Raw genomic sequence first — 25,080 nt, 5'->3', positions numbered from 1 at the left:
ATGATGAACCAAAAAAAACTAACAGTGATTGCTGTAACTATATTCGCTAGCCTAATCTTTATTTGTGGGGCGCCACCTCAAAATGGTTTTACCATTAGTGGTAATATTAAAGGGCTAAATAATGCTTATATCTATTTGAATTGGCAGCAGGGGGATTCTGTAAAGATAGATTCTTCTATGGTTAAAGCGGGGAAATTTAAATTTAAAGGCCGCGTTGCCGATCCTTCGCTTGCAGTCATTTTTCTAAAAAGGGAAGAGTCTGTTCTCTTTTATCTGGAGAATACGGCTGTTGAGATGATGGGAGAAATGGATTCACTGAAACGATTAAAAATTAAAGGTTCGGCAACTCAGGACGAATTTGTGTTCTATCAAAATCAGATGAAAGGTGTTCAAAACGCTGATCAGGCGATGGAGAAAACGATCTCATTTATTACCAATCATCCTAACAGTTATGTTAGTGTAGATAAATTACAAGAGCTGTCGCCCAGAATGGATTCTAAAACGTTGGAAAGATTGTTTAACGCACTGGGGACTCCTTTAAAGTCTTCTGTCGCCGGCAAGCGTTTGGCAGGAAAAGTTGATATATATAAAAATACGGCGGTAGGTAGCATGGCTCCAATATTTAGTCAAAAGGATATAAATGGTACACTTGTTTCTTTGCAGGATTTGAGAGGTAAATATGTATTATTGGATTTTTGGGCTAGTTGGTGCGGACCTTGTCGTAAAGAGAATCCTGCAGTGTTGAAAGCCTACAATAGATTTCATGATAAAGGGCTCACCGTTCTGGCAGTTTCTTTGGATGATAATGAAGCTAAATGGAAAAAAGCTATTCAAGATGACCAAATGCCATGGATACATGTGTCGGATTTAAAAGGGACGGGTAATGCGGTCGCTCTGCAGTATGGTATTTACGGAATTCCAGCCAATTATTTAATTGATCCGAAAGGTAAAATTGTTGGAAAAAACCTGCGGGGGGAGGAACTTGAAAAAACACTAGCTGCATTTATATTTTGATGGGCATACTAGATTAAAGTGCCGCTCTTCGCTAAATGGTTTGTACCTCGATTTTTGTTCATGATAAATTAAAAAAAGGGTAATCTGGGCGATAGTACTCTTTTGTAGTGAACGAATTAATATTTGTTAGCTTGTTTAAAAGTATAAACTAAAGGGATTAAAAAGGAGCTGCATCATATTGTAAAACTATGATGCAGCTCCTTTATTTATTATTTACGCTGTGTCGGGATTAAGCCATTTTTCAAGTTTATCCATCAAGTCTTCCAGGCGAATAGGTTTACCGATATAATCGTCCATCCCAGCATCTAAACAATCTTGTTCATCACCATTTAGTGTGTTGGCTGTTAATGCAATAATAACTGGCTGTTTCGATTGCTTTTTTCTGATCAATCGAGTTGCCTCTAAGCCGTCCATTACCGGCATTTGCATGTCCATTAAGATAATGTCATAATCTTTTCCATTAACAGCCTCAATGGCCTCTTTCCCATTTTTCACCAGGTCAGGTTTATAACCCAATCGATCAAGAATATTAACGATTACCAATTGGTTTATTAATTTATCCTCTGCCACCAGCAATTCGCAAGGGTAATTTGTTGAAAAATCAGCAGACAATTTTTTACGGAATACCTCTTCTTCTGTTTCTGGATACCTTCTTGTTTGCAATGCATTTGAAACTTGTTTATTAAGGACATGTTGGCGGATAGGCTTCGTCATGACCGAATAAAACAGACCACGTTGACGCTCTTCAAATTCTTCGCCAATAGAACTGAGCAAAAGGATCGGAATAAATGGATAGCGTTGCTTAATCAATTTGGCCAGCATTACACCATCCATTCCAGGCATTTGCATATCTGTAATTACTAATTCAATTGATGGATCAAGCAACAGCATTGATAATGCCTGTTTAGCCGAACTGGCCGATACAGGTTGTAAGTTCCAATATCCAAGCTGCTTATTTAAAATGGTCCGGTTTGTAGCATTATCATCAACAATCATTACCTTTTTGCCAGCATGTTCAGTCATGCTATAATTGGCGTATGGCAACAGTAACTTCGTTCCAATTTGTGTACGCAACGTAAATGAGAAGGTCGATCCTTGATCCAGCTCACTCTCCACATTAATTTCGCCACCCATAAGTTTGACAAGCTTTTCTGAGATTGCGAGGCCTAAGCCAGTACCACCATACTTACGGGTTGTAGAAGAATCAACCTGTGAAAAAGCGTTAAACAAATTGTCTAATTTATCAGCTGCTATTCCAATACCTGTATCTCGTACTGCAAACCTCAGTTCGAACTGTCCATTTTGTAAAATATTCCCTACAGAAACGGCTACGTAAACCTCACCCTGTTCCGTAAATTTAATAGCATTTCCAACCAAATTAATCAATACCTGCCTCAGCCGTAGCTGATCACCAACAATTTGTAAGGGAACATCTTCTTCAATATGATAAACTAAATCCAACTGAAGTTCAGCAGATTTAACCGCAAATATATCAAGGACATCTTCAATACACTTACGCAAATTAAAGTCTTCAGACTCTAATTCCATATGGCCAGATTCTATTTTAGAAAAGTCCAGTATATCGTTGATTACATTAATCAATGCTTCGCCGCTATTTGCAATCACATCCGCAAACATATACTGCTCCTTATTCAGGTCAGTTTCCTTTAAAAGCATCGCCATTCCCATTACCCCATTCATCGGGGTGCGGATCTCATGGCTCATGGTAGCCAAAAAGATGCTTTTGGCCTGATTGGCTCGATCGGCTTCAGCTCTGGCTTTTTCCAATTCTAAATTAGATGCTTTAAGCTGCTCGTTGGCTTTTTCCAATACCTCTTCATTCTGTTTCCGAACCAATGATAGTTGAGCCTCTTTTTGTAGTTCGGCCATTTCTAAGGTCTGGACAACCTGCCTTTCATTAGATTTCCTTAGTAAGTAGGCCCATAATCCACAGATAAAAAAGATCATGTCGGCCAGCAATATATGGATTGTAAAAGTCTGCAAATCAAAAGAATCCAAGCGTGTAAAATAGATTTCGTTTACCCCACTATTTTGCAAATAGCCAAATATCGCATGATGAACCATCACCACAATCAGGATCGGTAACTGTAGTTTCCATTTCTCATAGGTGATTAGCAGTGTACTGCCAATAAAGGCAAAGAAATGCATTTCGAATAGTCCATGCATCTGGTAAATGTACTGTGCCATAAAAATGCCCAGCACTGCACTTAAAACGTATTGATAAAGATTGGACGATGGTAAAAAATATTTCACAGAATAATAAGCCAGCAAAGAAAGACCACCTACTCCAAATGCGATTAACCAGGTATCATAAAATTGCGCAAAGATGAGCCCAATTATGAAGTATCCCCATAAAAAGTAATTCATTAAACGATCCGTTCTTTCCTTAATGCCCAAGAAAAGTAAGCGGTTTTGGTTATCAGAAATAGTTATACGATTGGTTGGAGTCATTACTTAAATCAGTTCAAAAGTTATTTATTATTTGCAGTCTGGCAAAGTACAACCATAGGATTTTAGCGCTGCCTGACTGAAAACCAGATCAGTTTGTTTTTTTAACAAACCATTCAGTGCTATTTTTGCGAAGCTGGTTTTTTCATCTGTACAATAACGATTGGTGTTATAGTTACCTCTATAATATAAATGTTGAGCCTGATCTAGTAAAACTGCCTGCGGAGTAGAATACACACCACAAGCTGTGGCAAGGGCTTTATCAAATAGAATAGGGATTTGGAGATCAAACTTACTTTGGATGGTTTCTGAAGTAAAAGATTTTGGACTTAATACCACGACTCTAAAATCAACACGATCGCCATATTCTTTAACCAGTGATTTGAAATGCTTCATGTTAAAGCGTGAACAGGGGCAGTCTGGATTAAAAAAATGGAGAAAAATAGGCTTACTGTGGTTCTTGTTCAAAACATCATTAAGCACGATCAAACTTCCTGTCTCAATTGATTTATAGTCTTTAGGAATTGGAGTTGGCAATTTGTAAATGATATCGTTGTACCAAAATAGATACCCAATGGCAGAAAACAAAAATATTAGCCAAAAAAACACGAGCGCTTTTTTCATATTGAAATACAAAGTGATAGTAGGTTGTGTTTGTAAGACTAATAACGTCATTTATTATATTAAACGGAAGGAAATGTAAAGTTTATCGAGTTGATGAAGGTTTATTTTTAATTTAGTTAATTAAATTTCTTAGTGTTTAATATTTAAGTGGTGAGAGTATTCTCAGATGTGAAAATGTGCGAGTTGGTGAAATATTTATAAGAATGGGGCAAACATTTATAAAAACATACCGCCTGATACTTCAATACGTTGTGCATTAATCCATCTAGCATCTTCGCTGCACAAAAAGGCAACTACACCACCAATGTCATCAGGTAAGCCAACCCGACCTAATGCCGTTTGGGAAGCGATTACCGTGTTAATTTGTTGGTTGTCGCGAACTAAGCCGTTACCGAAGTCGGTCTCGATTGCTCCAGGAGCGATAATGTTTGACCTAATTCCTCTTGCACCCAATTCTTTAGCTTGATACCTCGTTAAGGTTTCCATAGCGCCCTTCATAGCTGCATAAGCAGCATACCCTGGTGTAGCGAAACGAGCCAAGCCTGAAGAAACATTGATAATCCCACTGCCATCATTTAGTAACGGTAAAGCCTTTTGTGTTAAAAAGAATGTGCCTTTAAAATGAATATTTACCAGGTTGTCAAATTGGTCCTCAGTGGTTTCAGCGAAAGATGCATGAACACCTATACCGGCATTGTTAATTAAGAAATCAAATTTATCCGTTTTGAAAACTGATTTAAGAATCGATTCGATTTCTATAAAGAAAGAATCAAAGGTTTTGATATCCGCAACGTTTAACTGTAAAGCGGCTGCATTAACACCAAACTTTTTAATTTCTTCAACAGTATTTTCTGCTTCTTCTTTTTGCGATTGATAGGTTAAGATAATATCAATTCCTTTAGATGCGATTTTTAGCGCTGCGTTTTTCCCTAATCCGCGACTACCGCCTGTTATTAGCGCAATTTTATTTTGTACTTCCATTTTCTTTTAATTGATAAACAAAGTTACCTGGAAAACCTTCATGAAAATGGTGACTGTTTAAGATAAAATGGTGAGTGTTTAAGTATTATACGTTTGCTTCTTCCGTATGGTGTGATAAAGATTGGAAATAAACTTGGCGATACTGTTTAGGTGTTTGCCCCGAAAAGTGTTTAAAGAACTTGGTGAAATTCGATGGATCATAAGTTAGCGTTCTGGCAATCTCCGCAATCGGGACATTCAGCTGCTGTAGCATGGATTTTGAAATTTCTATCAAACGTGCCTCAAAGAAATAGCAGGGCGAATGTCCTGTAGCCGATTTGATCGTGTTGCTTAAATGAGTAGGGTGGATATGGATCAATTCTGCAAAATCCCTGACCTCAAACATTTCGTTAACTCTTCCAGATACGATATCATCAAGATGTATATCTAACGCGCTCAAAAAATCGGCAGTTATTTCGTGCTGGCGGGCTAAGAATTTTTGAGGAACTTTCATATCTACAACTATTATGTTTTAGCAAAAATAATATATTAATCTACTTGTGCATCGGCAAAAACTTAAGAGGGATATTATTTTTAGTGCGATGAAACCATTTTAAGCCCTATAATTGACCCGATTAATGTAGCTATAAAGAACATCCTTAAAAAGGTTGCGGGTTCTTTAAACACCAGAATCCCAATCAGTACTGTACCCACTGCGCCAATTCCTGTCCATACTGCATAGGCTGTACCTAATGGTAAGGTTTGCGTTGCTTTTAGCAGTAAATACATGCTTATAAATAAACAGGCCACAAAACCTGCATACCAGGCGTACATGGTGCTGCCAACTGCTTCTTTTGCCTTACCTAGGCATAGTGTAAAGCCAACTTCGAAAAAACCGCCTAGTATTAATATGATCCAGTTCATAATTATGTTCTTTTTGTACGGCAAAATTAGCAATTTCAATAGTTACTGGACTTTACATATGTTAAATAATGAAAGTAGAACTTCAGTAATTTCCTTTGCTATAAAATTTCTGTAAATTGCGCCAGGGAATGAACATGAAGGATTACAGTGAATTAACTGACCAAATGCTGGGGCAACTGATCTTGAGGCAGGATAAACTTGCGTATACAGAAATTTACAAACGCTATTGGTCACTACTTTATCAACATGCACGTAGAATGCTGCAGAACGATGAAGAAGCAAAGAATGTGGTACAGGATGTTTTTTTAATGCTTTGGTCACGTGCGCCAGGTTTAGAACTGTCGGGCTCACTAGCAGCTTATCTTTATGCTGCTGTACGTAATAAGATTCTTAATATTTTCCGCAAAAACAAAATAGCTAATGAACATCTGGCATCCCTGGAGACATTTATTGAGCAGGGAGAAAATATAACTGATGATCAGATCAGAGAACGTGAACTTTCCCAAATTATAGAAAAAGAGATTGCTCGCTTACCTGAGCGTATGCAGCAGGTGTTTTTAATGAAAAGAAATGATAATCTGTCTTACAAGCAGATCGCAGATGCTATGGGTACGACAGAGTTAACGGTCAAAACCCAGATGACTAATGCCCTAAAGGTCCTACGAAAAAAACTCGGTGCGGCCAATTTTCACAGCGCTTTTCCCTTTTTATAAATTTATTTTTAATTCGGATACAGCAGAGGACCTACTGAAGTGTCTTTACTATAATAATGCATCAATACAAATAGTATGGGTTATAATAAAGCGAACCAACTGATTGAAAAATATCTGGCTAAGAAATCAACTTTAAAAGAGCAAGAAATACTTGAGAGCTGGTATATTAACTATGCGAGCAATAAAGAGGACAAACTTCCAGAACCAGATTACGAAGCCGTTGAAGCTGAAGTTTGGTCTATTTTAGAACCGAGACCCTCACGTAGCTGGTCCTGGCAGCGGATTGGCATCGCCGCTTCTGTAGCATTGATGCTAAGTATGGGCATTTATTATTTTAATACTTCAAGTGATCGTAAAATGTTTTCTAAAGCTGAATATGCAACTGATATCAAACCCGGTAGAAATAGAACAATCATAAGGCTGGCCAATGGTAAACAGATTTACTTAAGTGATGTGAAATCAGGGGTGTCAATTAAAGGTCAGCAACTGGTTTATAATGACGGCTCAAATATTGAGGCCATCCATGCGAAAGGTGCTGAAGTTTTGACCATAAGCACACCCCGAGGTGGGCAATATAATGTTGAACTACCGGATGGTACCATCGTTACCCTAAATGCAGCCAGTACACTCAAATTTCCTTCAACATTTTTAGGAGCATTGGATAGAGTTGTTGAGCTGGATGGCGAAGGCTATTTTAAAGTGACGAAGAACAAAGCCCATCCATTTATTGTAAATACCACTAAACAGCAGGTTAAAGTACTGGGCACGCATTTTAATATTAGCGCTTACGCAGATGACCCAACTACACTCACCACTTTGGAAGAAGGCTCGGTAGAAGTCAGATCAAAAAATGGAACTAATGGAACGCTATTAAAACCAAACCAACAATCAATATTAGCGGCATCCAATCGCATCACTGTAAAAGGTGTTAACGTTACTGAGGAATTGGCTTGGAAAAATGGCCTTTTCATTTTCAATGAAGAGGATCTGGAAAGCACGATGCGTAAAATATCGAGGTGGTATAATGTGGAAATTTATTACCAGGATAAGTTGCCCCCGATGTCTTTCCTTGGGTCTATATCCCGCTCAAAAAGCTTATCTACCGTTATTAAGCTGCTGGAAGAATCAGGTGGTGTCCATTTTAGAATTGAAGGAAGGAGGGTGATTGTCATGAAGTAATTTTACGTTCCAGACGGCAATCACAAAAAACCGGAATCCGACTAGGCATCGGAATCCGGCAGTATTGGATTCACCCGTATAAAAATTGTGCTAACAAATTCAACTGTCCACGAAATGCGTATATGCCCCATTGGAGCTATAATATATCGTGGGAAATAAACCCAACTAAACAAATGTATGAAATTTTATCAGCTATATAGCCCGGATTACGGAAGCTATATAAACAACCAACTATTGCGTATTATGAAATTAACCGTACTCATAATTACCTTATGCTTAGTCCAGGTAAGTGCCGCTACCAAGGCACAAACCATTACCTTGAATGAGAAAAATGCCCCGCTTGAGCAGATCATTAAATCAATCAGGGATCAAACGGGATATGATTTTATTGGCAATGCAAGTCTTATTAAATCTGGAAATCCCGTCACCATTCATGTCAAAAAAGCCTCAATAAATGAGGTTTTAAGGATCTGCCTGGGGAATCAGCCACTCGCTTATACGGTGGAGGACAAAACCATCGTCATCAAAAAGATTGTTTTAAGTGCTGAACTGACTGACCAACGGGCATGGCAGATTGAAGGAACTGTAATTTCAGATGATGGAGAGATTCCTTTAGCAAACGCGACCATCATTGCAGTAGGCACTGATATCAAAGTTTATACAGACAAGAATGGCAGGTTTTCTATGAACGTTCCTGAATTGGTAAAAGTGCTGCGTATCAACTATATCGGCTATGAATCCCGGGATTATAAAATAGATCCGAAAACAAAAAAAGTAGTGATCAGGCTTTCTCTTCAGAACAATTCTCTGGATGAGGTGGTTGTGAGAACCGGTATTTACAAAAGACCGGTAGAAAACTTTACAGGATCCGCAAAAACCATCACCGCCGAAGAATTAAAAAGAGTAGCTCCTTCCAATATTCTCGCAGCAATTGGTATTCTTGACCCTTCTTTCAGACTCCCTGAAGACATCAGTCTAGGTTCAGATCCAAACAGATTGCCTGATATAGAATTGCGGGGGCAGAATAATTTTCCTGACCAAAATACTAGTCCAACCTCTACTGCCACATTGAGAAATGTATTTGGCGACAAGCCAAATGCCCCTTTATTTGTGTTGGATGGATTTCAGGTAACCTTGCAAAGAATCTTTGACCTGGACATGAATAGGGTAGAGCGCATTACGATTCTAAAAGATGCTGCAGCAACTTCGATTTATGGTTCGCGGGCTAGTAATGGTGTGGTGGTCATAGATACCCGACAACCTAAAGAAGGTTCAATAAGAATTTCTTATCGCGGTGGCCTTACGGTAACCGCCCCCGATCTGAGCAGTTATGACCTGATGAATGCTGCTGAAAAACTGGCGTTCGAAAAAGAGGTTGGCTTTTATAAGGATAGTGGGACATGGCCATATTTGCAAACACTGCGCGATGCCGAATACAACGAAAGATTGAAAGCCGTAACCAGCGGGGTAGATACGTACTGGCTGTCTCAACCTTTGCAGACAGGCTACGGCACTAGCCATTCTCTTTATCTTGAAGGTGGCGATCAGGTAGTGAGATACGGAATAAACCTGAGCAGCAACAATGATGTGGCAGTGATGAAAGGTTCGGGTCGTGATCGCATAAGCGGTGGTGTAAACCTTACTTATCGCAATTCAAAACTGTTATTTGGGAACGATCTGACCATCAATAATGTAAAGGGAACAAACAGTCCTTATGGCAGTTTTGCAGATTATACAAAACTCAACCAGTATTGGTCGCCATATGATGAGGACGGGCAGTTTGCCAGATTTCTCGGTGAACCAAGAAGAAACAGTACCGGAGTCCTATACGCATCCTACGGAAATCCTTTATATAATGCGACATTGCCCGGTAAAAATTTTAATGAACAGCTCGGTTTTACCAATAATTTCAGATTTGAATGGTCTGCGTTAAACTGGCTCCGCTTCATGGGTGGGGTAGGTTATACACATAACAATACTTCATCAGATTATTACTTATCCGCAAAAAATACAGCTTTTGAATCGAAGCCCATTACAGAACGCGGACGATACGACAAAAGCACAGGTAAAACAGATCTGGTAGATGCCAATCTGGGTTTTGACATCAGGAAAACATGGAAAAAAAACCTGGTATTCTTTACCGGAAGTATAAATGCTACCGAGGGAAAAGAGCAAACTTTCAATACTTCAGCTATAGGTTTTCCTAATGAGAAGGTAGCAGAATTGATATTTGCCAGCAAATACGATCCCGAAACAACAAAGCCTTCCGGAAGCCAGGGAATCAGTCGACTGATCAGCGGAAGAATGAATGCCAACTATGCTTACGACAATAAGTATCTGCTTGATTTTTCTGTCAGTCTGGATGCTTCATCACAGTTTGGAAAAGACAGAAGTATGGCTCCTTTCTGGTCGGCCGGTATGGGCTGGAATATTCACCGTGAAAAATTCATGGAGGATGTAAAATTCATTTCTTTCCTTAAAATCCGCGGTTCTGTAGGTACCACAGGGGATCAGAACTTTCCTCCCTATATGGCTTTAAGTACCTACAATTATTATGCGGATCAGTTTTACCTCAACCAGCTGAGTGCTTACCTGGTAGGATACGGAAACTCAACTTTGGGCTGGCAAAAAAGTTTAAAACGGGGTGCCGGCGTTGACGCTACGTTATGGAACAACCGGATCAGTTTCTCCGGCGATTTTTACTATAATACGACCAACGACCTCATCCTCGACATTACGACTCCACCCTCATTGGGCTTCAGCAGCTACAAGGAAAATGCAGGTGCATTGAAGAACATTGGATGGCAGGGCAGTGTCAATGTCAATATCATCCAAAAGCCCAAAGAGGCTTTTTACTGGAGGGCTGGCTTATCGGCATATGGAAATAAAAATACCATTACTCAGATATCAAATTCATTGCGGAAGTTGAATGATGCAGCCAATGAGATAGACAAAGATGTAACCAACGTAAACAGGAAAAAACCGAAAAGCTATTACCAGGAAAACCAGTCATTAACAGCATTATATGTAGTTAGAAGTTTGGGCATTGACCCGGCAAATGGACAGGAGATTTACCTGGATAAAAATGGCAACGCAACTTATGTCTGGAATTCCAACGACAAAGTTGCCGTAGGTGATACCAGGGCACGGGTATCCGGAACACTGAGCACAGGGGTAGATTACAAGGGTTTTGGGGTAAATATCTATATGACGTACCGCCTTGGGGCTGATCTGTATAACCAGACTTTGGTAGACCGTATAGAGAATGCCGACATCACTTACAATTTAGATCGCCGGGTATCCAGCGAGAGGTGGAAAAAACCTGGAGATCAAACCTTTTTTAAAGGCATCATCGGTAGTGCGGATGGTAAAGCTGTAGTGGAAAGTACACTCGCAACTTCAAGATTTGTACAGAAGGAATATATGATTGAAGCTTCAAGGGTATCATTTACCTACCAGTTTCCCGAGCATTTGAAATGGCTTAAACAAGCGCGCCTTTCCAATACCAGGCTGGAGCTGTATATCGCAAATCCTTTCCAGATCTCTACAATCAAAAGGGAGCGTGGATTGGACTATCCATTTGCACACAACTTTACTTTCAACATATCCACAAGTATATTTTAATTAAAACTATAGCTTTATGAAAAAGCCATTATATATCTTACTATTCTGCCTCCTTGCAACGGGGATTTCCTCCTGCAAAAAATGGCTTGATGTAAAACCCGGCACCCAGGTGATTCAGGACGAAATGTTCAGTACCGAAGCGGGATTCAATCAGGCTTTACTGGGCTCTTACCTACAAATGGGGACTGGGCTCTATGCAGACAACCTGACGATGACCACCATCAGTGCTATGGGACAGAACTATCAAACCACCGCTACTGGTCATCCCATGCTGGAACATGCCAGATACAATTATACAGCTCCTGTGGTAAAATTAGCCATAGCAACGATATGGGGCAATATGTACAAAGCCATAGGTGGAGTAAACAATATCCTTGACCACGTAGACCAGGCCAAAGGTATATTCCTGAAAAACCATTATAACCTGGTAAAAGGTGAGGCTTTGGGTTTAAGGGCATACATGCATTTTGATTTACTGCGTATGTTTGGACCTGTTCCTGTAAATGGAGGCTCAGTAAAAGCCATTCCATATATTAAAACATTTAGCAAAGAGCTAAGCCCATTAAGCACCACTACCGAGGTCATTGCGCTTTGTTTGAAAGATCTGGATGAAGCAGAACAACTGTTATCTGTATATCCTGAAATCGTATACAACACAGAGGCAAGTGCCGACGAGTTTACCAACTATACACGTAATCACTTTAACTACTGGGCAGTAAAAGCACTGAAAGCACGGATCTACCTGTACGCAGGCGATAAAGTAAAGGCGCTCCAATATGCAAAGGAAGTCATCGCTTCCGGAAAGTTCCCCTTTGTAAACCGTAATACTTTTAACCTGACGGCTAACCAGGACCGAACCTTCTCTACCGAGCATGTGTTTGCACTGAATTTGCCTTTAACTAAAACGCTTGTAGACATCCGTTTCCGTCTGGAAGGAAATACAACTTTCCAGAGTTCTACTTTCTTCCTGACTACAGCAACCATGAATACGGTATTTGATATTGCTCAGGCGGGTTCTACCGATTACCGTTACCTGTATCATATCAGAACATTTAATGGATTCGCATATAGCAGCAAGTTCTGGCAGGATGGGATTACCAACCTGCAGCTCAGTAATCAGGTACCCTTAATCAGGCTTTCAGAAATGTATTATATAGCCGCCGAAGCTACCACGGATCTTACAGAAGCAAGAACCCTGGTTAACGAAATCAGGATAAATCGCGGACTGCCAGCATTGACTTCCACTTTTACTGAGCCGATCAGAATGCAGGAAATTGCTAAAGAGTACATCAAAGAGTTTTATGCCGAAGGACAATTGTTCTTCTATTACAAACGTTTGGGAACACTTCCGGTCCCGAGGTCGGCAGTAACTATGACCGCCGCCACCTATGTGTTTCCACTACCTGACACTGAAATAGAATTTGGTAACAGATAACCTTAAAGCAACGAAAAATGAAAACTATATTTCACATTCATAAAATTCAATTCCTCTCCATCTTCTTGCTGCTCATCATGGCTTCCTGCAAAAAGGAAGAACTGAGGTATGAAGATAAGGCGGGTATTTATATTGACAAGGAAAAAATTGTTGGAGTTAAAGACAGCACGAGCTATTCCTTTGCCGAAAAGGCCGGTACACTGATGTTAGATACCATCTACATTCCTGTGAAAATTTCGGGTAACATGTCTCCGGTAGACCGTACAGTACCGCTAAAAGTGGACGAAAGTTTAACTACGGCGCTTGCCGGAACACACTATCAAATACTGGAGACCAAAATTAAAGCAAATGAAATCACCGGGAGGGTTCCTATTCTCCTCAAAAGAACAGCAGACCTCAAAGCGAAGCAGGTAAGGCTGTATCTGAAAATTGCGACCAGTGCTGAGTTTCCCCTCGAAATTGTGAATACCAAGACCAATAGTACATTCTCCGGAGAACCTGCCGGTACGTATGTGCCCGGTTACCTGATCAAATTGAGTGATCAGCTTTTAAAACCTGATACCTGGGATGCCACAGGTAGTTGGTTTAAACTCTTTTTTGGAACCTATAGTGCCACGAAATACAGATACATAATTGACATGACAGGAAGAATAGTCTGGGGACCGAGGGCTCGTGATGGTGCTGAAGCCCCTACGTTAGAACAGATGTATATTTATTATGCCAAACTTGTTTCAGCACTATATGAGTATGAAAAAATAAATGGGCCAATGATCGACGAAACAGGCAATCAGGTTACCTTCCCTAAACTATAAGAAAATGAAATCTAATATATTATCATTACTAAGCGTTTTGATGCTTTCCATACTATTTGCAGCATGTATGAAAGACAAGAGCAACTATGATTTAAAACCAATCAATGAAATTGAAATTACTGCGTTGAGTACAGCTGACAATACAGATGTATTGCTGAATGATACACTTCGCATTACCCCTACAGTGACACAAGAAAATGTGACTAATGGTACATATACCTATAGCTGGTATATATTCAGCGATGCTTTCGGGCCTAAAATTGAGCTTTCTGATAAAAAGGATCTAAAAGTTGCCATGAATGCGCCATTGGGCGGTTATACATTGATGTATGTAGTAAAAGATGTCAGTACGAATATAACTTCGACGGTTCAAACCCACGTTACGATTACATCTAGGTTTGGAAGTGGTATTGTCGTACTGGAAGAAAAACCAGAAGGAGGCGACATCAGCCATCTGGGGCTTGACGGAAAAATTTACAGAAACCTATATAGTGAGGCTAACAAAGGCAGCTACATTCCTACGCCTGTAGGCCAGTTGACGGGTTTTTACTTCAAAGGAGGAGAGTCGATCCAAAAACCATATTACGTGTTCATATCTGCTCCCGGCAGGACTACCATGCAATTGGATCCTGAAACTTATCAGGATGCCAGTCCTTTTTCTGGACTATTAGCAAGCCCTCCATCTGCACCGGTAGAGTTATCGGCAATTCAGGGATATTGGAGCGGAAATGCCATTTATGCACTGGTAAATGGCAAAGTCCAGTTCGGTTCACCAAGTGAGAGTACACCTAGTTTTTATGGTGCATTACTTGGCGATTATGAAGTAGCACCTTTCCTCATCACCTCTACAACCGCAGGGAAATCAAACACCCCAGCAATTACCGCAAACTTCATTTGTTATGATCAGAAATACGGACGTTTTCTTTGGTTTACCGGTGGCAGCGTAGGCCAATTGAATACCTACAGTACAGATATGTTAAGTCCAGGGGCATTTGACCCGAATAACGTAAAGAAAAAATGTGTATATGCCTGTTACTCTAACCAGTATGCTTATTACAACTGGCTAATGAAGGATGACCTTGGAAAAATGTATTTCTATCAGATCTATCCAATAGGCACACAAAAAGCAGCAGCGGCCTATGCGGAAATTCCTGTAGCTGCAGCGATGAGCACTGCGACAATCTTTGCAGGTTCTACACAACTTCCGCATATTTATTATGTTTCCGGAAATAATGTAATGGTATATGATTATAAATCCAACACCGCAACAATAGCTTATACAGCAATTGGCGCTGAACAAATTACGGATATGAAGTTCTCTGTCAGTAGGGTAGCAGAATCCAGTACCTCTTATCAGATTCTGAGAACAACAGGGAAACTGTATGTATCAACCTATAACGGAGCCGAAGGAAAAATAAATGAGTTTGATGTCTCTCCAACAGGAGCATTGGGCAGCCCCGTTAAAACCTATTCGGGCTTTGCAAAAATAACAAGCATGTTCTATAAAGAAAAAAGATAACCCATGAAAAGTAAATATATATACGTTTTTGCGCTTATGCTTGCGCCAATATTTGGCGTCGCACAGATGAGCAAGCCCTTCACATTAACAGGTCAGGTGTCTGATTACAAGCGTGCCGTAGATCAAACCATTTATTTGAAATTTAAACAGAATGGCATAGAGATAAAAGACAGTGCAAAATTGATCAATGGTAGCTATACCTTCAAAGGCCTAATCTCTTACCCTGCCATAGCAGTAATTCAGCTAAAAGTTGCGGATAGTGTAGCAACATATTATGCACGTACACGCATGCTAAAAGATTATGTCCATGAATTTTACATGGATAAAGGAAAGCTCAGTGCAAATGCTGCTCAAAAACTAAACAGCACCGTCGTTAAGGGATCAAAGGCTGATGACGACAGGCAAGAATTGAAGACTAAATTAGATCCATATTATGCTGCGAACAGTAAAGCTTATAAAGAAGAAGGTGATCCGGCATATAAAAATAAAGATAGCATTGGGATAGTTAACTATACAAAGAAAAGATCTAAAATTGATTTCCAGATAGATTCAGTGAAAAAGGCATATCTGTTTAGCCATCCACAATCCGGCATAGCGCTGGACATGCTAAGGGAGTATACCCAATCGATCTTAGAACCAGCAGAAATAGAACCTTTGTTTAAGCAGTTCCAACCAGAAATAAAAGCTTCAGATGAAGGACAGGCCTATGCAAAACGTATAGAAAGCTCAAAAGTAACGGCCCTTGGTGCTGCAGCTCCTGATTTTATCTTAAAAGATAGAAATGGTAAAGCAGTCAGTCTGGCTTCAGTCAAAGGTAAACTGGTATTGCTTGATTTCTGGGGCAGTTGGTGCTTTCCATGTCGCCAAACCCATCCACACTTGCGCAAATTATATGCGGAATATAAAGACAGGGGATTCGAGATTCTAGGTGTCGCGAATGAACTCGGAAAGCCCGAAGAAAATTATAAAAAATGGACAGTAGCATTAGATCAGGATCAGATGAGCTGGATCAATGTCTTAAATGAAAAAGGAGAAATAGGAAAACTATCTGTGTCCGAAAAATATAATGTCAAGGCATATCCGACTAAAATATTGATCGATAAGAATGGCATTATCATCAAGAAATTTGTAGGTAGCAGCGAAGCAAAAGCAAAAGATCTGGACGATATGGTCGCCCAGATATTGTCCGAAAAATAAAAGAGATTTTTAAATAGAAAAAGCGGCATAGCCGCTTTTTCTATTTAATCTTAAAATTGCAAGAAATCAATTTAGCAAGCTTTCCAGTTTATCTTCCACTTCTTTTTCATTTCCAGAGTAGACCAGTATCTTTCCTGTTTTATCAAGTAATACGTAAAAAGGAAGGAAGTTCACCTCATACATACTACCAACCCGGGATGGTGAAAATTTACCAGGAAAATCATCCACAAGCTGTAGCCATGGCATTTTTTCTATATCCAGGGCCTTTTTCCAGCTGCCATCCATCTGATCTCCAGACAAACTAATAATTTCAAAGCCTTTTGACTTATATTTTGCATATACTTCTTTTAAATGCGGTATGGCTTTTCTGCAGGGAACACACCAGCTTGCCCAGAAGTCGATCAATACATATTTTCCTCGGGTAGAAGAAAGTGAAAGCGGTTTGCCATTTGCCTGTCGCAAAGTAAAATCAGGTGCCATATTACCCGGTTGCAATTGTTTTTTCCTTCTCAATGCTGCAGCCATTGGAATGTAGTATTCTGATTGTTTTGCCGCAGCACTAAATTTATTTAACAACTCCTCCTTTTGCTCCAAAGTGGTCTGATAATCAAATTTGAGGAACTCACTGAGGAAATATGCACCGGATGCTGATTCGGGATGTGTGGTGATGTAATCACTGATCCACTTTAAACGTTCAGGCCTTTTCATTTTGCTGATAGAATCGTTTAGCGTCTTATCGCTTTCTGCTGTTTCAAATAGTGTAGCAAGTTTTCTATGTAATGCTTTTCCTCTGAGGTCTTTGGCGATAATTATACCTTCAGGATTAATCAGTAATGTACTGGGGATGGCCTGAATGCCAAAGTAGGTAGATACTTCATTTTTAAAACCTTTCAGATCTGACACCTGGGTCCATGGCATCTTATCATCCATTACAGCTTTTTTCCAGCTTTCAGCTTTGTCATCAAGAGAAATACCCAAAACAGTAAACCCTTTATCTTTATATTGCTCATAAGCCTTAAGCACATTTGGATTTTCAGCCCTGCATGGCTTACACCAACTGGCCCAAAAGTCAACAAGTACATATTTTCCTTTAAAATCTGAAAATTTCATCGGTTTGCCTTCCATATCATTTTGCTTAAAGTCAAGCATATGTTCTCCAATGGCGCTTCGTTTTAGAATTGAGAGTCTTTCTTCAATTTTTTTTCCAGCTGGGCTCTGTTTGATTGCCCCATCTAGCTTGCTGAAAAGCAGACTACCATCTTCATAGTTTCCCATAAAAAGTAGTTCATCACTGACCAGGCTGACACTGAAACTACTGTTTGGATTAGCTGTAACATAAGCTGCTTTTCTTTGCAGTTTTTTATCGGCCAGGGCTTTCAGTTCCAGTTCAAGCTTTTCTTCCTGCGCCTCATCTGCATTTTTCAAGGCCGAGTAAATTTCATTTTCGCGAGTTGTCAGGTCCTTTATGGAACCCTGCCAGGCTTGCAAGGCGGTTTTATCTAGTTGAGGGCTGTCTTGGGCGAAGGTTGCTGCCGATAAATGCAGTAGCAGCACCAAAACGCTTATTATATTTTTAAACATCGTTTATCGTTTAATTTTTTGAATATCCAGGGTTTTGATCACCGAAAATTGGGTTGTATAGAAACTCATCTTTAGGTATCGGCAAAATGTATTGTACTTGACTGGTAATGGTCGGTTTAAACTGTTTTACCGTCTCAAAAGGCAAGCGAAGCAAGGCCATCCATTCCATCCCATCTTCAGCGATCAAGCTTTTTACCGTTTCTTTATATATTTCTACCAATAAGGTCTGAGCAGTATTCGCATTTTCAACGGCATTGTAATGAGTACTATTAGCCGTAAGGGTTATTCCTGCTTTTTCTTGTACCTGATGGACCATTATTTTTGCATCAGCTAAACTTCCGCCCGAACGTACAATAGCCTCTGCTTTTAAAAGATATACTTCTGTTAACCGCAGCGCATAATAAGTTTCCGAAAGGGGGGAAGATACACCGTTTTCCTTCATGTACTTGGTAAAGAAATAGTAAGCTGGTCTTGGTCTCACACTGCCGATGATCCAACTTTGGCGTGGGTCGTTGTCATATGTTGTTTTTAATGCTGTTCTAGCCACATATAATGACGATGCTCCAGGCCAGTATTGCGCACTGGTACTATAAGTTTCCTTTTCCTGGTTAGCCTGTGGTTTAATGCCAAGTATCACTTCCTTACTGCTCAATCCATTTTTATGAAACACATCTTCTACTATGGCTTCAAGCTTATAAGGGCTATCCTGGATCAGGGAATTAGCCAAGGTAATTAGGGTTCCGTAATCTGTCGAAGTACCTCTGCTCATCAATACACGCATTTTTAGGGCCATGCCAGCCCATTTAGTTACATAATGATTTGGATTGGTAGCGGGTGCATTCGCAATGACATCATCGAGGTCAGTCAGGATAAAATCATAGCTTTCGTTTACGCTGCTTCTCTTTTTGGGAATGTTACTTAGGGTAGATAACTCATCCCTTAACAAGGCACCTGCTGAACTTTCCGGCTTATACCACTCTCCATAAAAAGTAAGCAATTTAAAATGAGCATATGCTCTTAAAAAATGTGCTTCTGCAATGATTTCTTTTTTACGATTTCCGGTAAACTTCTCATCTGGTAAAGCTTTCACCCCACTGATTACCCCATTTACAGCATTTAGTAAGATGTAAGATTCTGCCCAACAAGAGCTGCTCACCCTGTCGTTACGGTTTTCTTCTTCGGGTAAAACACTTGAGTACATGCCCATGTAGCCGGCTAACATTGGCGGGATGATCTGATGGTTTTGCCAACCTGTTTTAACTACTGTTGCGTTGGCAAACCGGTAATAAGCACCATTTAACGCGATTTGTGCGGTCCCCTGATCCAAAATCGTATTGGCATCAACTTTGGCGTTTTTTGGCAAAGCACCAAGTTCTTTTTTACATGCATGGCTACTCACGATAAATATGGCCAGCACGATATATCTATATATTGTTTTCATGTTTATGCTTTTTTAAAATCCAAAACGAAGTCCAAAACTAAATTGCCTAACGGTAGGATATCCTCCTGCATCACTATACCCGCCAATTAGGCTATAGGGGTCATTGCTGACCTCTGGATCGGCTCCCGGGTAATTGGTAATCGTTAATAAATTGGTTCCCGAAACATATACAGAAGCGGTATTCATTTTTAGCTTTTTCATTAGTGACGGAGAAAGCTGATAACTCAGTGTTACAGATTTCAACTTGATAAAGGAAGCGTCGTATACATTGTTGCTCGCACCATTCGCGGCGGTACCCTGACCTAGTATCAACCTTGGCCTTTCCGTATTTTGGTTTTCAGGTGTCCATCTGTCCAGGATCCTTATCCCCTTATTGGTGCGGGTACCTGCGTCGGCATTCTGAACATCGGCCAGGTAATAAATATCACCCCCATAAGAGAAAGTAGCTAGTGTGATCAAACTAAAATTCTTGTATGTCAGGCTATTGGTATATCCTCCGTAATATTTTGGTTCGGCACGACCAATAATATCGCTTTTATTGAACTTTGTAGCCGGATCCAGCACATAACGGCTGTCGCCAATTCCCATATATGGATATTGACCAAACTGAGCAAAAAGGTTTTTACTTTTATAGTCATCCACTTCTGCCTGTGTACGCAATAACCCATCAAATTTGTAGCCCCATAGTAAGCCAAGGGGTTCACCTACTTTCAATACATTGTTTCCATAGGTGTAGATCTTCGGATTAGAGGGGTCAGAAAAATCATTGGAAAGGGCAAGTACTTTAGACCTGTTACCCGATATATTGAAGGTGCCTGACCACTGAATACTTTTGCTGCGGATAAAATCACCACGTAAGGAAAGTTCAAGTCCGCGGTTCCTGATGTCAGCAATGTTGGCAGTTACACCTGTAAAACCTGAACTGCGGGCCACAGTTGCCGGAAACAAAATGCCCTCAGTAGATTTTTCATAATATCCGATCCCACCACTTAATCTGGAATTGAAAAAAGCAAAATCAATACCAGCATCTTTCTGCAGGGTAGATTCCCATTTAATTTTATCATTACCAAGTTGAGTAGGAGCAAGGCCGTTTAATCCAGCGTAAGATACTGGCGAATATAGTGTATAGAACAGATTGTCACCAATATTCTGCGTACCGGTATACCCGGCGCTTGCCCTTAGTTTGATCTCGCTGATCCATTTTACATTTTTTAGGAAATTTTCTTCAGAAATACGCCATGCAACCCCTCCTGAAGGGAAATAACCAACCCTGTTGTGTTCAGGGAATTTAGATGAGGCGTCCGAACGACCTGTGAAAGTGAAGAGGTATTTTTCATACAGGGCATAATTGGCCCGCATATAAAAACTGAGCAGTGAATTTTGGCCGGAGATACCGGTAGATGGCAACGTCAATGCTGCAGACGAAAGATTGTTCAGGTAATTATCGTCTGGAAAACCCTGCCCGCTGGCTGAAAATGAATTGCTTCTGGTAATTTGCCAGGAAGTTCCTGCAAGTATATTGATTCTGTTGTGCTCATTAAACTGCTTGTCCCAGGTCAGCGTGTTTTCATAAAACAGGTCTACGTTTTGCGACTGCGCCTGTGTTGCAACACCATTCTTTGAACCACTTGCATAACCTCCACTTCCCGAAATCTGAGCCGTGCTCGGTACGTAATTAGTCTGGCGGTAATTGTTATAGTTAACCGACACGGTAGACTTTAATTTCAGGTTTTTTAGGATATCATATTCGCCCGACAAAGAGCCCAGCAAGGTCATGCTGTTAGATTTATTGATACCTTTAAGCAGCAGCAAAGGGTTCTGATAACCTTCAAAGCCATAGGTGCCATTCTCATTTGCGCTGATTACTTTTATACTACCATCCGCATTATAGGCATCTAGTGTAGGTGGAGCAAACAGGGCTTGGGAATACATACCGTTGGTGAGGTTATTGGTACTAAAACCGTAATCCAAATTGGTATTGATACGCAGCCTGCTATTAATTTCATTATCCAGGCTTATTTTTCCAGCAATTCTGGTGTAATCTGTACCGACTATTGTACCGTTATTTTTATTATAGGCCAATGAAGTATAGTATCTGGAACCTGTGCCGCCACCTCTTACCGCAATATCAGCATTTTGGGTAATGCCATTACGTAGCACAAGATCCAGCCAGTCGGTATTTCCTGTGCCCAGAAAATTGGGATTGGTTAAAATACTGGTAGCGGTGGGATCAGGTGTAAGCGCCGGAACCGATGCTGCTCTTGCAGCATTCAGGTTCTTGGCAGCCTCTTTCATGATCATAATATATTGATCTCTATTTAAGAGTTTCTCCTTAATGGGACTGCTCAATCCTGCATAATAATTGGCTTCAAAAATAGGTTTCTGATTTTGCTTGCCTTTTTTTGTGGTGATGATAACCACTCCATTTGCAGCCCTTGAACCATAAATAGCAGTTGCCGAGGCATCTTTCAAGATGTCAATACTTTCAATATCATTGATATTCAGCCCACCCAGGCTGTTTAGACCGCGTGCAAATGAACCTGAAATGGTTTGACTGGCGTTTGGACCATAACCTTCTACCGGGCTTAGAATTTCTGCTGCACTTTGCTGATACCTGTTCTGAATTTGTACCTGTATCCCATCAATAATATATAATGGGTCGTTGCCACCCATCAAGGAAGTTCCTCCCCGAATACGTATTTTGGCTACACCTCCCGGCGATCCGTCTGCCTGCACTACCTGAACCCCCGAAGCTTTCCCGGATAGGGCCTGATCGACAGTCGCGAATGGAACATTTTTAATTTCACTGATGTCCACTGAGGCAACGGAGCCGGTCAGGTCTTTTCTACGGATACTTCCATAACCTACCACTACCATTTCGTTCAATTTATTGGTTTCCGCCTCCATTACTACGATCATGTTTTTCTTTGCGGGAATTTCCCGGGATATATAACCCACGCAAGAAAATACGAGGATGGTTCCATCATCAGGTATTGTGATTAGGAATTCGCCACTTGGCCCTGTAATAGCGCTTTTTTTGCTGCCTTTGATTCGTACGTTAACAGAGGTAAGCGGACGATTCAATTCATCTAAAACATGCCCCCTGATCTCTGTGGCTTGAAAGACATCTATTACCCGTTCCAGTATAGAAGGCATTTTTTTAGAGATGATGATGGTCTTTTCCTTCACTTCATAGTTGAGCATTTGTCCTTCAAGAATTTTGTCCAGGGCATCTGTCAAGGGTACATTCTTTAGGTTCACGTTTATTTTGGCAGACTGATCCAACAGATTGCTGCCATAAAGTACATCAAATCCAATTTGTCGTTTAATTTTCTTAAGCACCTGCTCCAAAGCCATGTTTCTTTCGGACAAAGTAATTCTTTGTGCGAAGCCGGCTGCGCTTACCTGTAGTAAGCAGGTCGTCATGATAATGATGATCATTTTCATAATCAATAGTAATTTTGGTGGAAGCCACAGGCGTAGCTTACCTAGGTTAAAAGCATTTAAATTCATACTTTTGTTTAGTTTGGGTTAAAACGGTAAGTTGATAGCTCATTGTTTTTCCGGCTATGCCGGAAGGGTTAACTCAGATTTTTTAGCCGTAAAGTGCGTCGAACCACTTTACGGTTTTTTAATGCGGTTTACCCGTTACAGATTAATTAACTGTTTAGTAAATCTATTCACATAGTCTTGGTTTGGGTTTAGGTTTATTTATGATTTGTTGATTTTATTTTTTCACGATGATGCGTTTTCCATCAATTTTAAAGTGTACCTGCTTCGTGTTTTCCAAAATTTCCAGCAGTTTACTAATGTTTTCAAAGCGGGAAATACTCCCAGTTAATTTAACCCCCTCTAGATTGTCCTGGTAAACTACCTCAATATTATACCATCTTGCAACTTTACGCATGATACTGTTGATCTCTTCATGGTCAAATGTAAACTTGCCATTCTTCCAGGCTACCGACTCTGCGGCATCTACGTCATACATCGAAAGCTTGCCTGCAGTTAATACCGCCTGTTGGTTGGGGAGGAGATTTACATTTTTAGACGGGGTGTTTAACAAGGATACCCGTACGGCACCTTCAAGTAATGTGGTCTTTTCAGTAGATTCTTCCTGATAACTGCTGATGTTAAAATGTGTACCCAACACCTCAACTTCCTGTTTGCCTGTGGCCACAATAAAAGGTACACGTTCGCTCAGGGAGTTTTTATTTTTCCGTTCTATCTTTGCCACCTCAAAATAGGCTTCGCCAGATAATTGAACTTTACGCTTAGATCCTACACCAAAATTTGCAGGATACTTTAATGAAGACGCTGCATTTAGCCAGACTATTGTTCCATCAGGTAAACGTATCTGGTAAGTTTCTCCAATGGCTGTTGAAAGTGTATTTAATCGAATAGTGTCATTAACCTTATTCTCACGCTCCAAAACGGAATAGATCAATTTCCCATCTTTGGATTTGCTGATTGAAACACCGGCCTCAGTACTGAGTTGTCCTGCAGCTACCTCTGATAATTTTATTTTTTTTCCATTTGCAAGCGTTAAGGTCGCTGTATTGCTGCCGGTAGAAATATGATTATTCAAAGAAGCGGTTGAATTAAAAAGGTGTTGGATGGCAGGGGAGTAATAGAACAAAAGCGAAGCGCCAGTTAACAGTAGTAAAGCAGCTGCAATACTTAATTTTGGCCATAATTTGCGTTTTTTGTCCTGTTTATTTGTCCATAATGACTGATCTATATAGTCATACATTTGGTTTTTAAGTTCGGTTTCAGAATTTGCAAATGACGCAGGGATATTTACGACAATTTCTTCTGACAGATTTAACCAGTCAAATAATTCTGATTCTTCCGTAGGAGTAATTGTTTTATTTTTCCATGCCGAAGCGAGGTATTCATATCTCTCTTGTGTATTCTTTTGATCCATTTCCTGAGCCTTTACTAGTATGTCAGTTCAGAAGATCGAATCCCTTAGTCCCGAAGAAAAAAAATATGATTAATTTATAAAAGTGTTAAAAAGAAGCTTCTGAGCCCTGTTCTTAAAGATTTTACGGCTTTACTCAGATGTGCTTCCACTGTTTTTTCTGATATATTGAGGGTTTCTGCAATCTTTTTTTGTGAAAGCCCCTGTTCACGGCTCATGACAAATACAATACGGCATTTTTCGGGTAAATTTGAAACAAGTATAGCCAGTCGCTCTTTTACTTCTTCAAAGTCCAGCCATTCCTGTGTAGAATCATCCAGTTCTGACCATGCCGGTAAATTATCGATATAGTTTTTACGCACGTAATGCATATTCAAGGCATTAATAATCCTGTATTTTACAGAAACAGAAAGGTATCCGCCTAAAGTGTTATTGATTTCCAGTTTATCTTTACGTTCCCAAAGACGGATAAAAATCTGCTGAACAATTTCTCTGGCTTCTTCCGGATCATTTATTTTCTGGCAAGCCAGCGCGAACATTTTTTTCCAGTACCTGTTATAAATCTCCGTAAATGCAGACTTATCCCCATTTTTTAAAAAAGCAGTAAGTTCCTGATCCGAATATGAACAATAAGCATCCATCATGATTTCCCGTAGTGTAAATTTAG

18 protein-coding genes are annotated in these 25,080 nt (G+C 40.1%); 8 read left to right on the top strand and 10 right to left on the bottom strand.

Translation table 11 applies throughout. The features are described 5' to 3' along the window. Positions 1-1,014 (top strand): TlpA disulfide reductase family protein, encoded by a 1,014-nt coding sequence (locus EZ444_RS19955; RefSeq protein WP_131610919.1) that lies wholly within the window; start codon positions 1-3, stop codon positions 1,012-1,014. Positions 1,015-1,227: 213 nt separating this feature from the next. On the opposite strand, the gene EZ444_RS19950 is transcribed toward EZ444_RS19955, so the two are convergent. The 5 genes from EZ444_RS19950 to EZ444_RS19930 form a co-directional block, all read right to left on the bottom strand. Continuing rightward, positions 1,228-3,486, bottom strand: a complete 2,259-nt coding sequence (locus EZ444_RS19950; RefSeq protein ID WP_131610918.1) for a response regulator — start codon at positions 3,484-3,486, stop codon at positions 1,228-1,230. Positions 3,487-3,513: 27 nt separating this feature from the next. Then, positions 3,514-4,107: a TlpA family protein disulfide reductase gene (locus EZ444_RS19945; protein ID WP_131610917.1), complete on the bottom strand. Its 594-nt coding sequence runs from the start codon at positions 4,105-4,107 to the stop codon at positions 3,514-3,516. A 216-nt stretch (positions 4,108-4,323) separates the two neighbouring features. After that, complete coding sequence (locus EZ444_RS19940; RefSeq protein ID WP_131610916.1) at positions 4,324-5,088, bottom strand: SDR family NAD(P)-dependent oxidoreductase; 765 nt, start codon at positions 5,086-5,088, stop codon at positions 4,324-4,326. A gap of 85 nt (positions 5,089-5,173) precedes the next feature. After that, the gene (locus tag EZ444_RS19935; protein WP_131610915.1) at positions 5,174-5,581 is read right to left on the bottom strand and encodes a helix-turn-helix domain-containing protein; all 408 of its coding nucleotides are present in this window, start codon (positions 5,579-5,581) and stop codon (positions 5,174-5,176) included. Positions 5,582-5,661: 80 nt separating this feature from the next. Beyond that, entirely contained in the window at positions 5,662-5,991 is a 330-nt protein-coding gene (locus EZ444_RS19930) for a DMT family transporter (protein ID WP_131610913.1), read from the bottom strand. A 128-nt stretch (positions 5,992-6,119) separates the two neighbouring features. On the opposite strand from EZ444_RS19930, the gene EZ444_RS19925 reads away from it, so the two are divergent. From EZ444_RS19925 to EZ444_RS19895, 7 genes are all read left to right on the top strand, one after another. Next, the gene (locus tag EZ444_RS19925; RefSeq protein WP_131610911.1) at positions 6,120-6,704 is read left to right on the top strand and encodes an RNA polymerase sigma factor; all 585 of its coding nucleotides are present in this window, start codon (positions 6,120-6,122) and stop codon (positions 6,702-6,704) included. A 75-nt stretch (positions 6,705-6,779) separates the two neighbouring features. After that, positions 6,780-7,883 carry a FecR family protein gene (locus EZ444_RS19920; RefSeq protein ID WP_131610910.1) on the top strand — a complete coding sequence of 368 codons (1,104 nt, stop codon included), beginning with the start codon at positions 6,780-6,782 and terminating at the stop codon, positions 7,881-7,883. 177 nt (positions 7,884-8,060) lie between these two features. After that, on the top strand, positions 8,061-11,507 hold the full coding sequence (locus EZ444_RS19915; RefSeq protein WP_131610909.1) for a SusC/RagA family TonB-linked outer membrane protein: 3,447 nt from the start codon (positions 8,061-8,063) through the stop codon (positions 11,505-11,507). A 16-nt stretch (positions 11,508-11,523) separates the two neighbouring features. Beyond that, complete coding sequence (locus EZ444_RS19910) at positions 11,524-12,942, top strand: RagB/SusD family nutrient uptake outer membrane protein (RefSeq protein WP_131610908.1); 1,419 nt, start codon at positions 11,524-11,526, stop codon at positions 12,940-12,942. 17 nt (positions 12,943-12,959) lie between these two features. Then, positions 12,960-13,754, top strand: a complete 795-nt coding sequence (locus EZ444_RS19905; protein WP_131610907.1) for a DUF4843 domain-containing protein — start codon at positions 12,960-12,962, stop codon at positions 13,752-13,754. A 4-nt stretch (positions 13,755-13,758) separates the two neighbouring features. Then, positions 13,759-15,273 carry a PKD-like family lipoprotein gene (locus tag EZ444_RS19900; RefSeq protein WP_131610906.1) on the top strand — a complete coding sequence of 505 codons (1,515 nt, stop codon included), beginning with the start codon at positions 13,759-13,761 and terminating at the stop codon, positions 15,271-15,273. 3 nt (positions 15,274-15,276) lie between these two features. Further along, complete coding sequence (locus tag EZ444_RS19895) at positions 15,277-16,470, top strand: TlpA disulfide reductase family protein (RefSeq protein WP_131610904.1); 1,194 nt, start codon at positions 15,277-15,279, stop codon at positions 16,468-16,470. A 66-nt stretch (positions 16,471-16,536) separates the two neighbouring features. On the opposite strand, the gene EZ444_RS19890 is transcribed toward EZ444_RS19895, so the two are convergent. The 5 genes from EZ444_RS19890 to EZ444_RS19870 form a co-directional block, all read right to left on the bottom strand. After that, positions 16,537-18,051: a TlpA family protein disulfide reductase gene (locus EZ444_RS19890; protein ID WP_131610903.1), complete on the bottom strand. Its 1,515-nt coding sequence runs from the start codon at positions 18,049-18,051 to the stop codon at positions 16,537-16,539. A 10-nt stretch (positions 18,052-18,061) separates the two neighbouring features. Beyond that, complete coding sequence (locus tag EZ444_RS19885; protein ID WP_131610902.1) at positions 18,062-19,492, bottom strand: RagB/SusD family nutrient uptake outer membrane protein; 1,431 nt, start codon at positions 19,490-19,492, stop codon at positions 18,062-18,064. A gap of 12 nt (positions 19,493-19,504) precedes the next feature. Further along, positions 19,505-23,005, bottom strand: a complete 3,501-nt coding sequence (locus EZ444_RS19880) for a TonB-dependent receptor (RefSeq protein WP_225874781.1) — start codon at positions 23,003-23,005, stop codon at positions 19,505-19,507. A 214-nt stretch (positions 23,006-23,219) separates the two neighbouring features. Next, entirely contained in the window at positions 23,220-24,416 is a 1,197-nt protein-coding gene (locus EZ444_RS19875) for a FecR family protein (RefSeq protein ID WP_131610900.1), read from the bottom strand. Positions 24,417-24,490: 74 nt separating this feature from the next. Continuing rightward, positions 24,491-25,057, bottom strand: a complete 567-nt coding sequence (locus EZ444_RS19870; protein WP_225874780.1) for an RNA polymerase sigma-70 factor — start codon at positions 25,055-25,057, stop codon at positions 24,491-24,493. Positions 25,058-25,080 lie beyond the last annotated feature (23 nt).

The organism is Pedobacter hiemivivus (assembly GCF_004331685.1).
Classification (GTDB): domain Bacteria; phylum Bacteroidota; class Bacteroidia; order Sphingobacteriales; family Sphingobacteriaceae; genus Pedobacter; species Pedobacter hiemivivus.
This window is presented reverse-complemented; position numbering and strand designations above follow the sequence as displayed.

Coding starts and splice junctions, on each gene's coding strand:
- EZ444_RS19955 (WP_131610919.1), top strand. CDS start 1: ATGATGAACCAAAAAAAACTAACAGTGATTGCTGTAACTATATTCGCT.
- EZ444_RS19950 (WP_131610918.1), bottom strand. CDS start 3,486: ATGACTCCAACCAATCGTATAACTATTTCTGATAACCAAAACCGCTTA.
- EZ444_RS19945 (WP_131610917.1), bottom strand. CDS start 4,107: ATGAAAAAAGCGCTCGTGTTTTTTTGGCTAATATTTTTGTTTTCTGCC.
- EZ444_RS19940 (WP_131610916.1), bottom strand. CDS start 5,088: ATGGAAGTACAAAATAAAATTGCGCTAATAACAGGCGGTAGTCGCGGA.
- EZ444_RS19935 (WP_131610915.1), bottom strand. CDS start 5,581: ATGAAAGTTCCTCAAAAATTCTTAGCCCGCCAGCACGAAATAACTGCC.
- EZ444_RS19930 (WP_131610913.1), bottom strand. CDS start 5,991: ATGAACTGGATCATATTAATACTAGGCGGTTTTTTCGAAGTTGGCTTT.
- EZ444_RS19925 (WP_131610911.1), top strand. CDS start 6,120: ATGAACATGAAGGATTACAGTGAATTAACTGACCAAATGCTGGGGCAA.
- EZ444_RS19920 (WP_131610910.1), top strand. CDS start 6,780: ATGGGTTATAATAAAGCGAACCAACTGATTGAAAAATATCTGGCTAAG.
- EZ444_RS19915 (WP_131610909.1), top strand. CDS start 8,061: ATGAAATTTTATCAGCTATATAGCCCGGATTACGGAAGCTATATAAAC.
- EZ444_RS19910 (WP_131610908.1), top strand. CDS start 11,524: ATGAAAAAGCCATTATATATCTTACTATTCTGCCTCCTTGCAACGGGG.
- EZ444_RS19905 (WP_131610907.1), top strand. CDS start 12,960: ATGAAAACTATATTTCACATTCATAAAATTCAATTCCTCTCCATCTTC.
- EZ444_RS19900 (WP_131610906.1), top strand. CDS start 13,759: ATGAAATCTAATATATTATCATTACTAAGCGTTTTGATGCTTTCCATA.
- EZ444_RS19895 (WP_131610904.1), top strand. CDS start 15,277: ATGAAAAGTAAATATATATACGTTTTTGCGCTTATGCTTGCGCCAATA.
- EZ444_RS19890 (WP_131610903.1), bottom strand. CDS start 18,051: ATGTTTAAAAATATAATAAGCGTTTTGGTGCTGCTACTGCATTTATCG.
- EZ444_RS19885 (WP_131610902.1), bottom strand. CDS start 19,492: ATGAAAACAATATATAGATATATCGTGCTGGCCATATTTATCGTGAGT.
- EZ444_RS19880 (WP_225874781.1), bottom strand. CDS start 23,005: ATGAATTTAAATGCTTTTAACCTAGGTAAGCTACGCCTGTGGCTTCCA.
- EZ444_RS19875 (WP_131610900.1), bottom strand. CDS start 24,416: ATGGATCAAAAGAATACACAAGAGAGATATGAATACCTCGCTTCGGCA.
- EZ444_RS19870 (WP_225874780.1), bottom strand. CDS start 25,057: ATGATGGATGCTTATTGTTCATATTCGGATCAGGAACTTACTGCTTTT.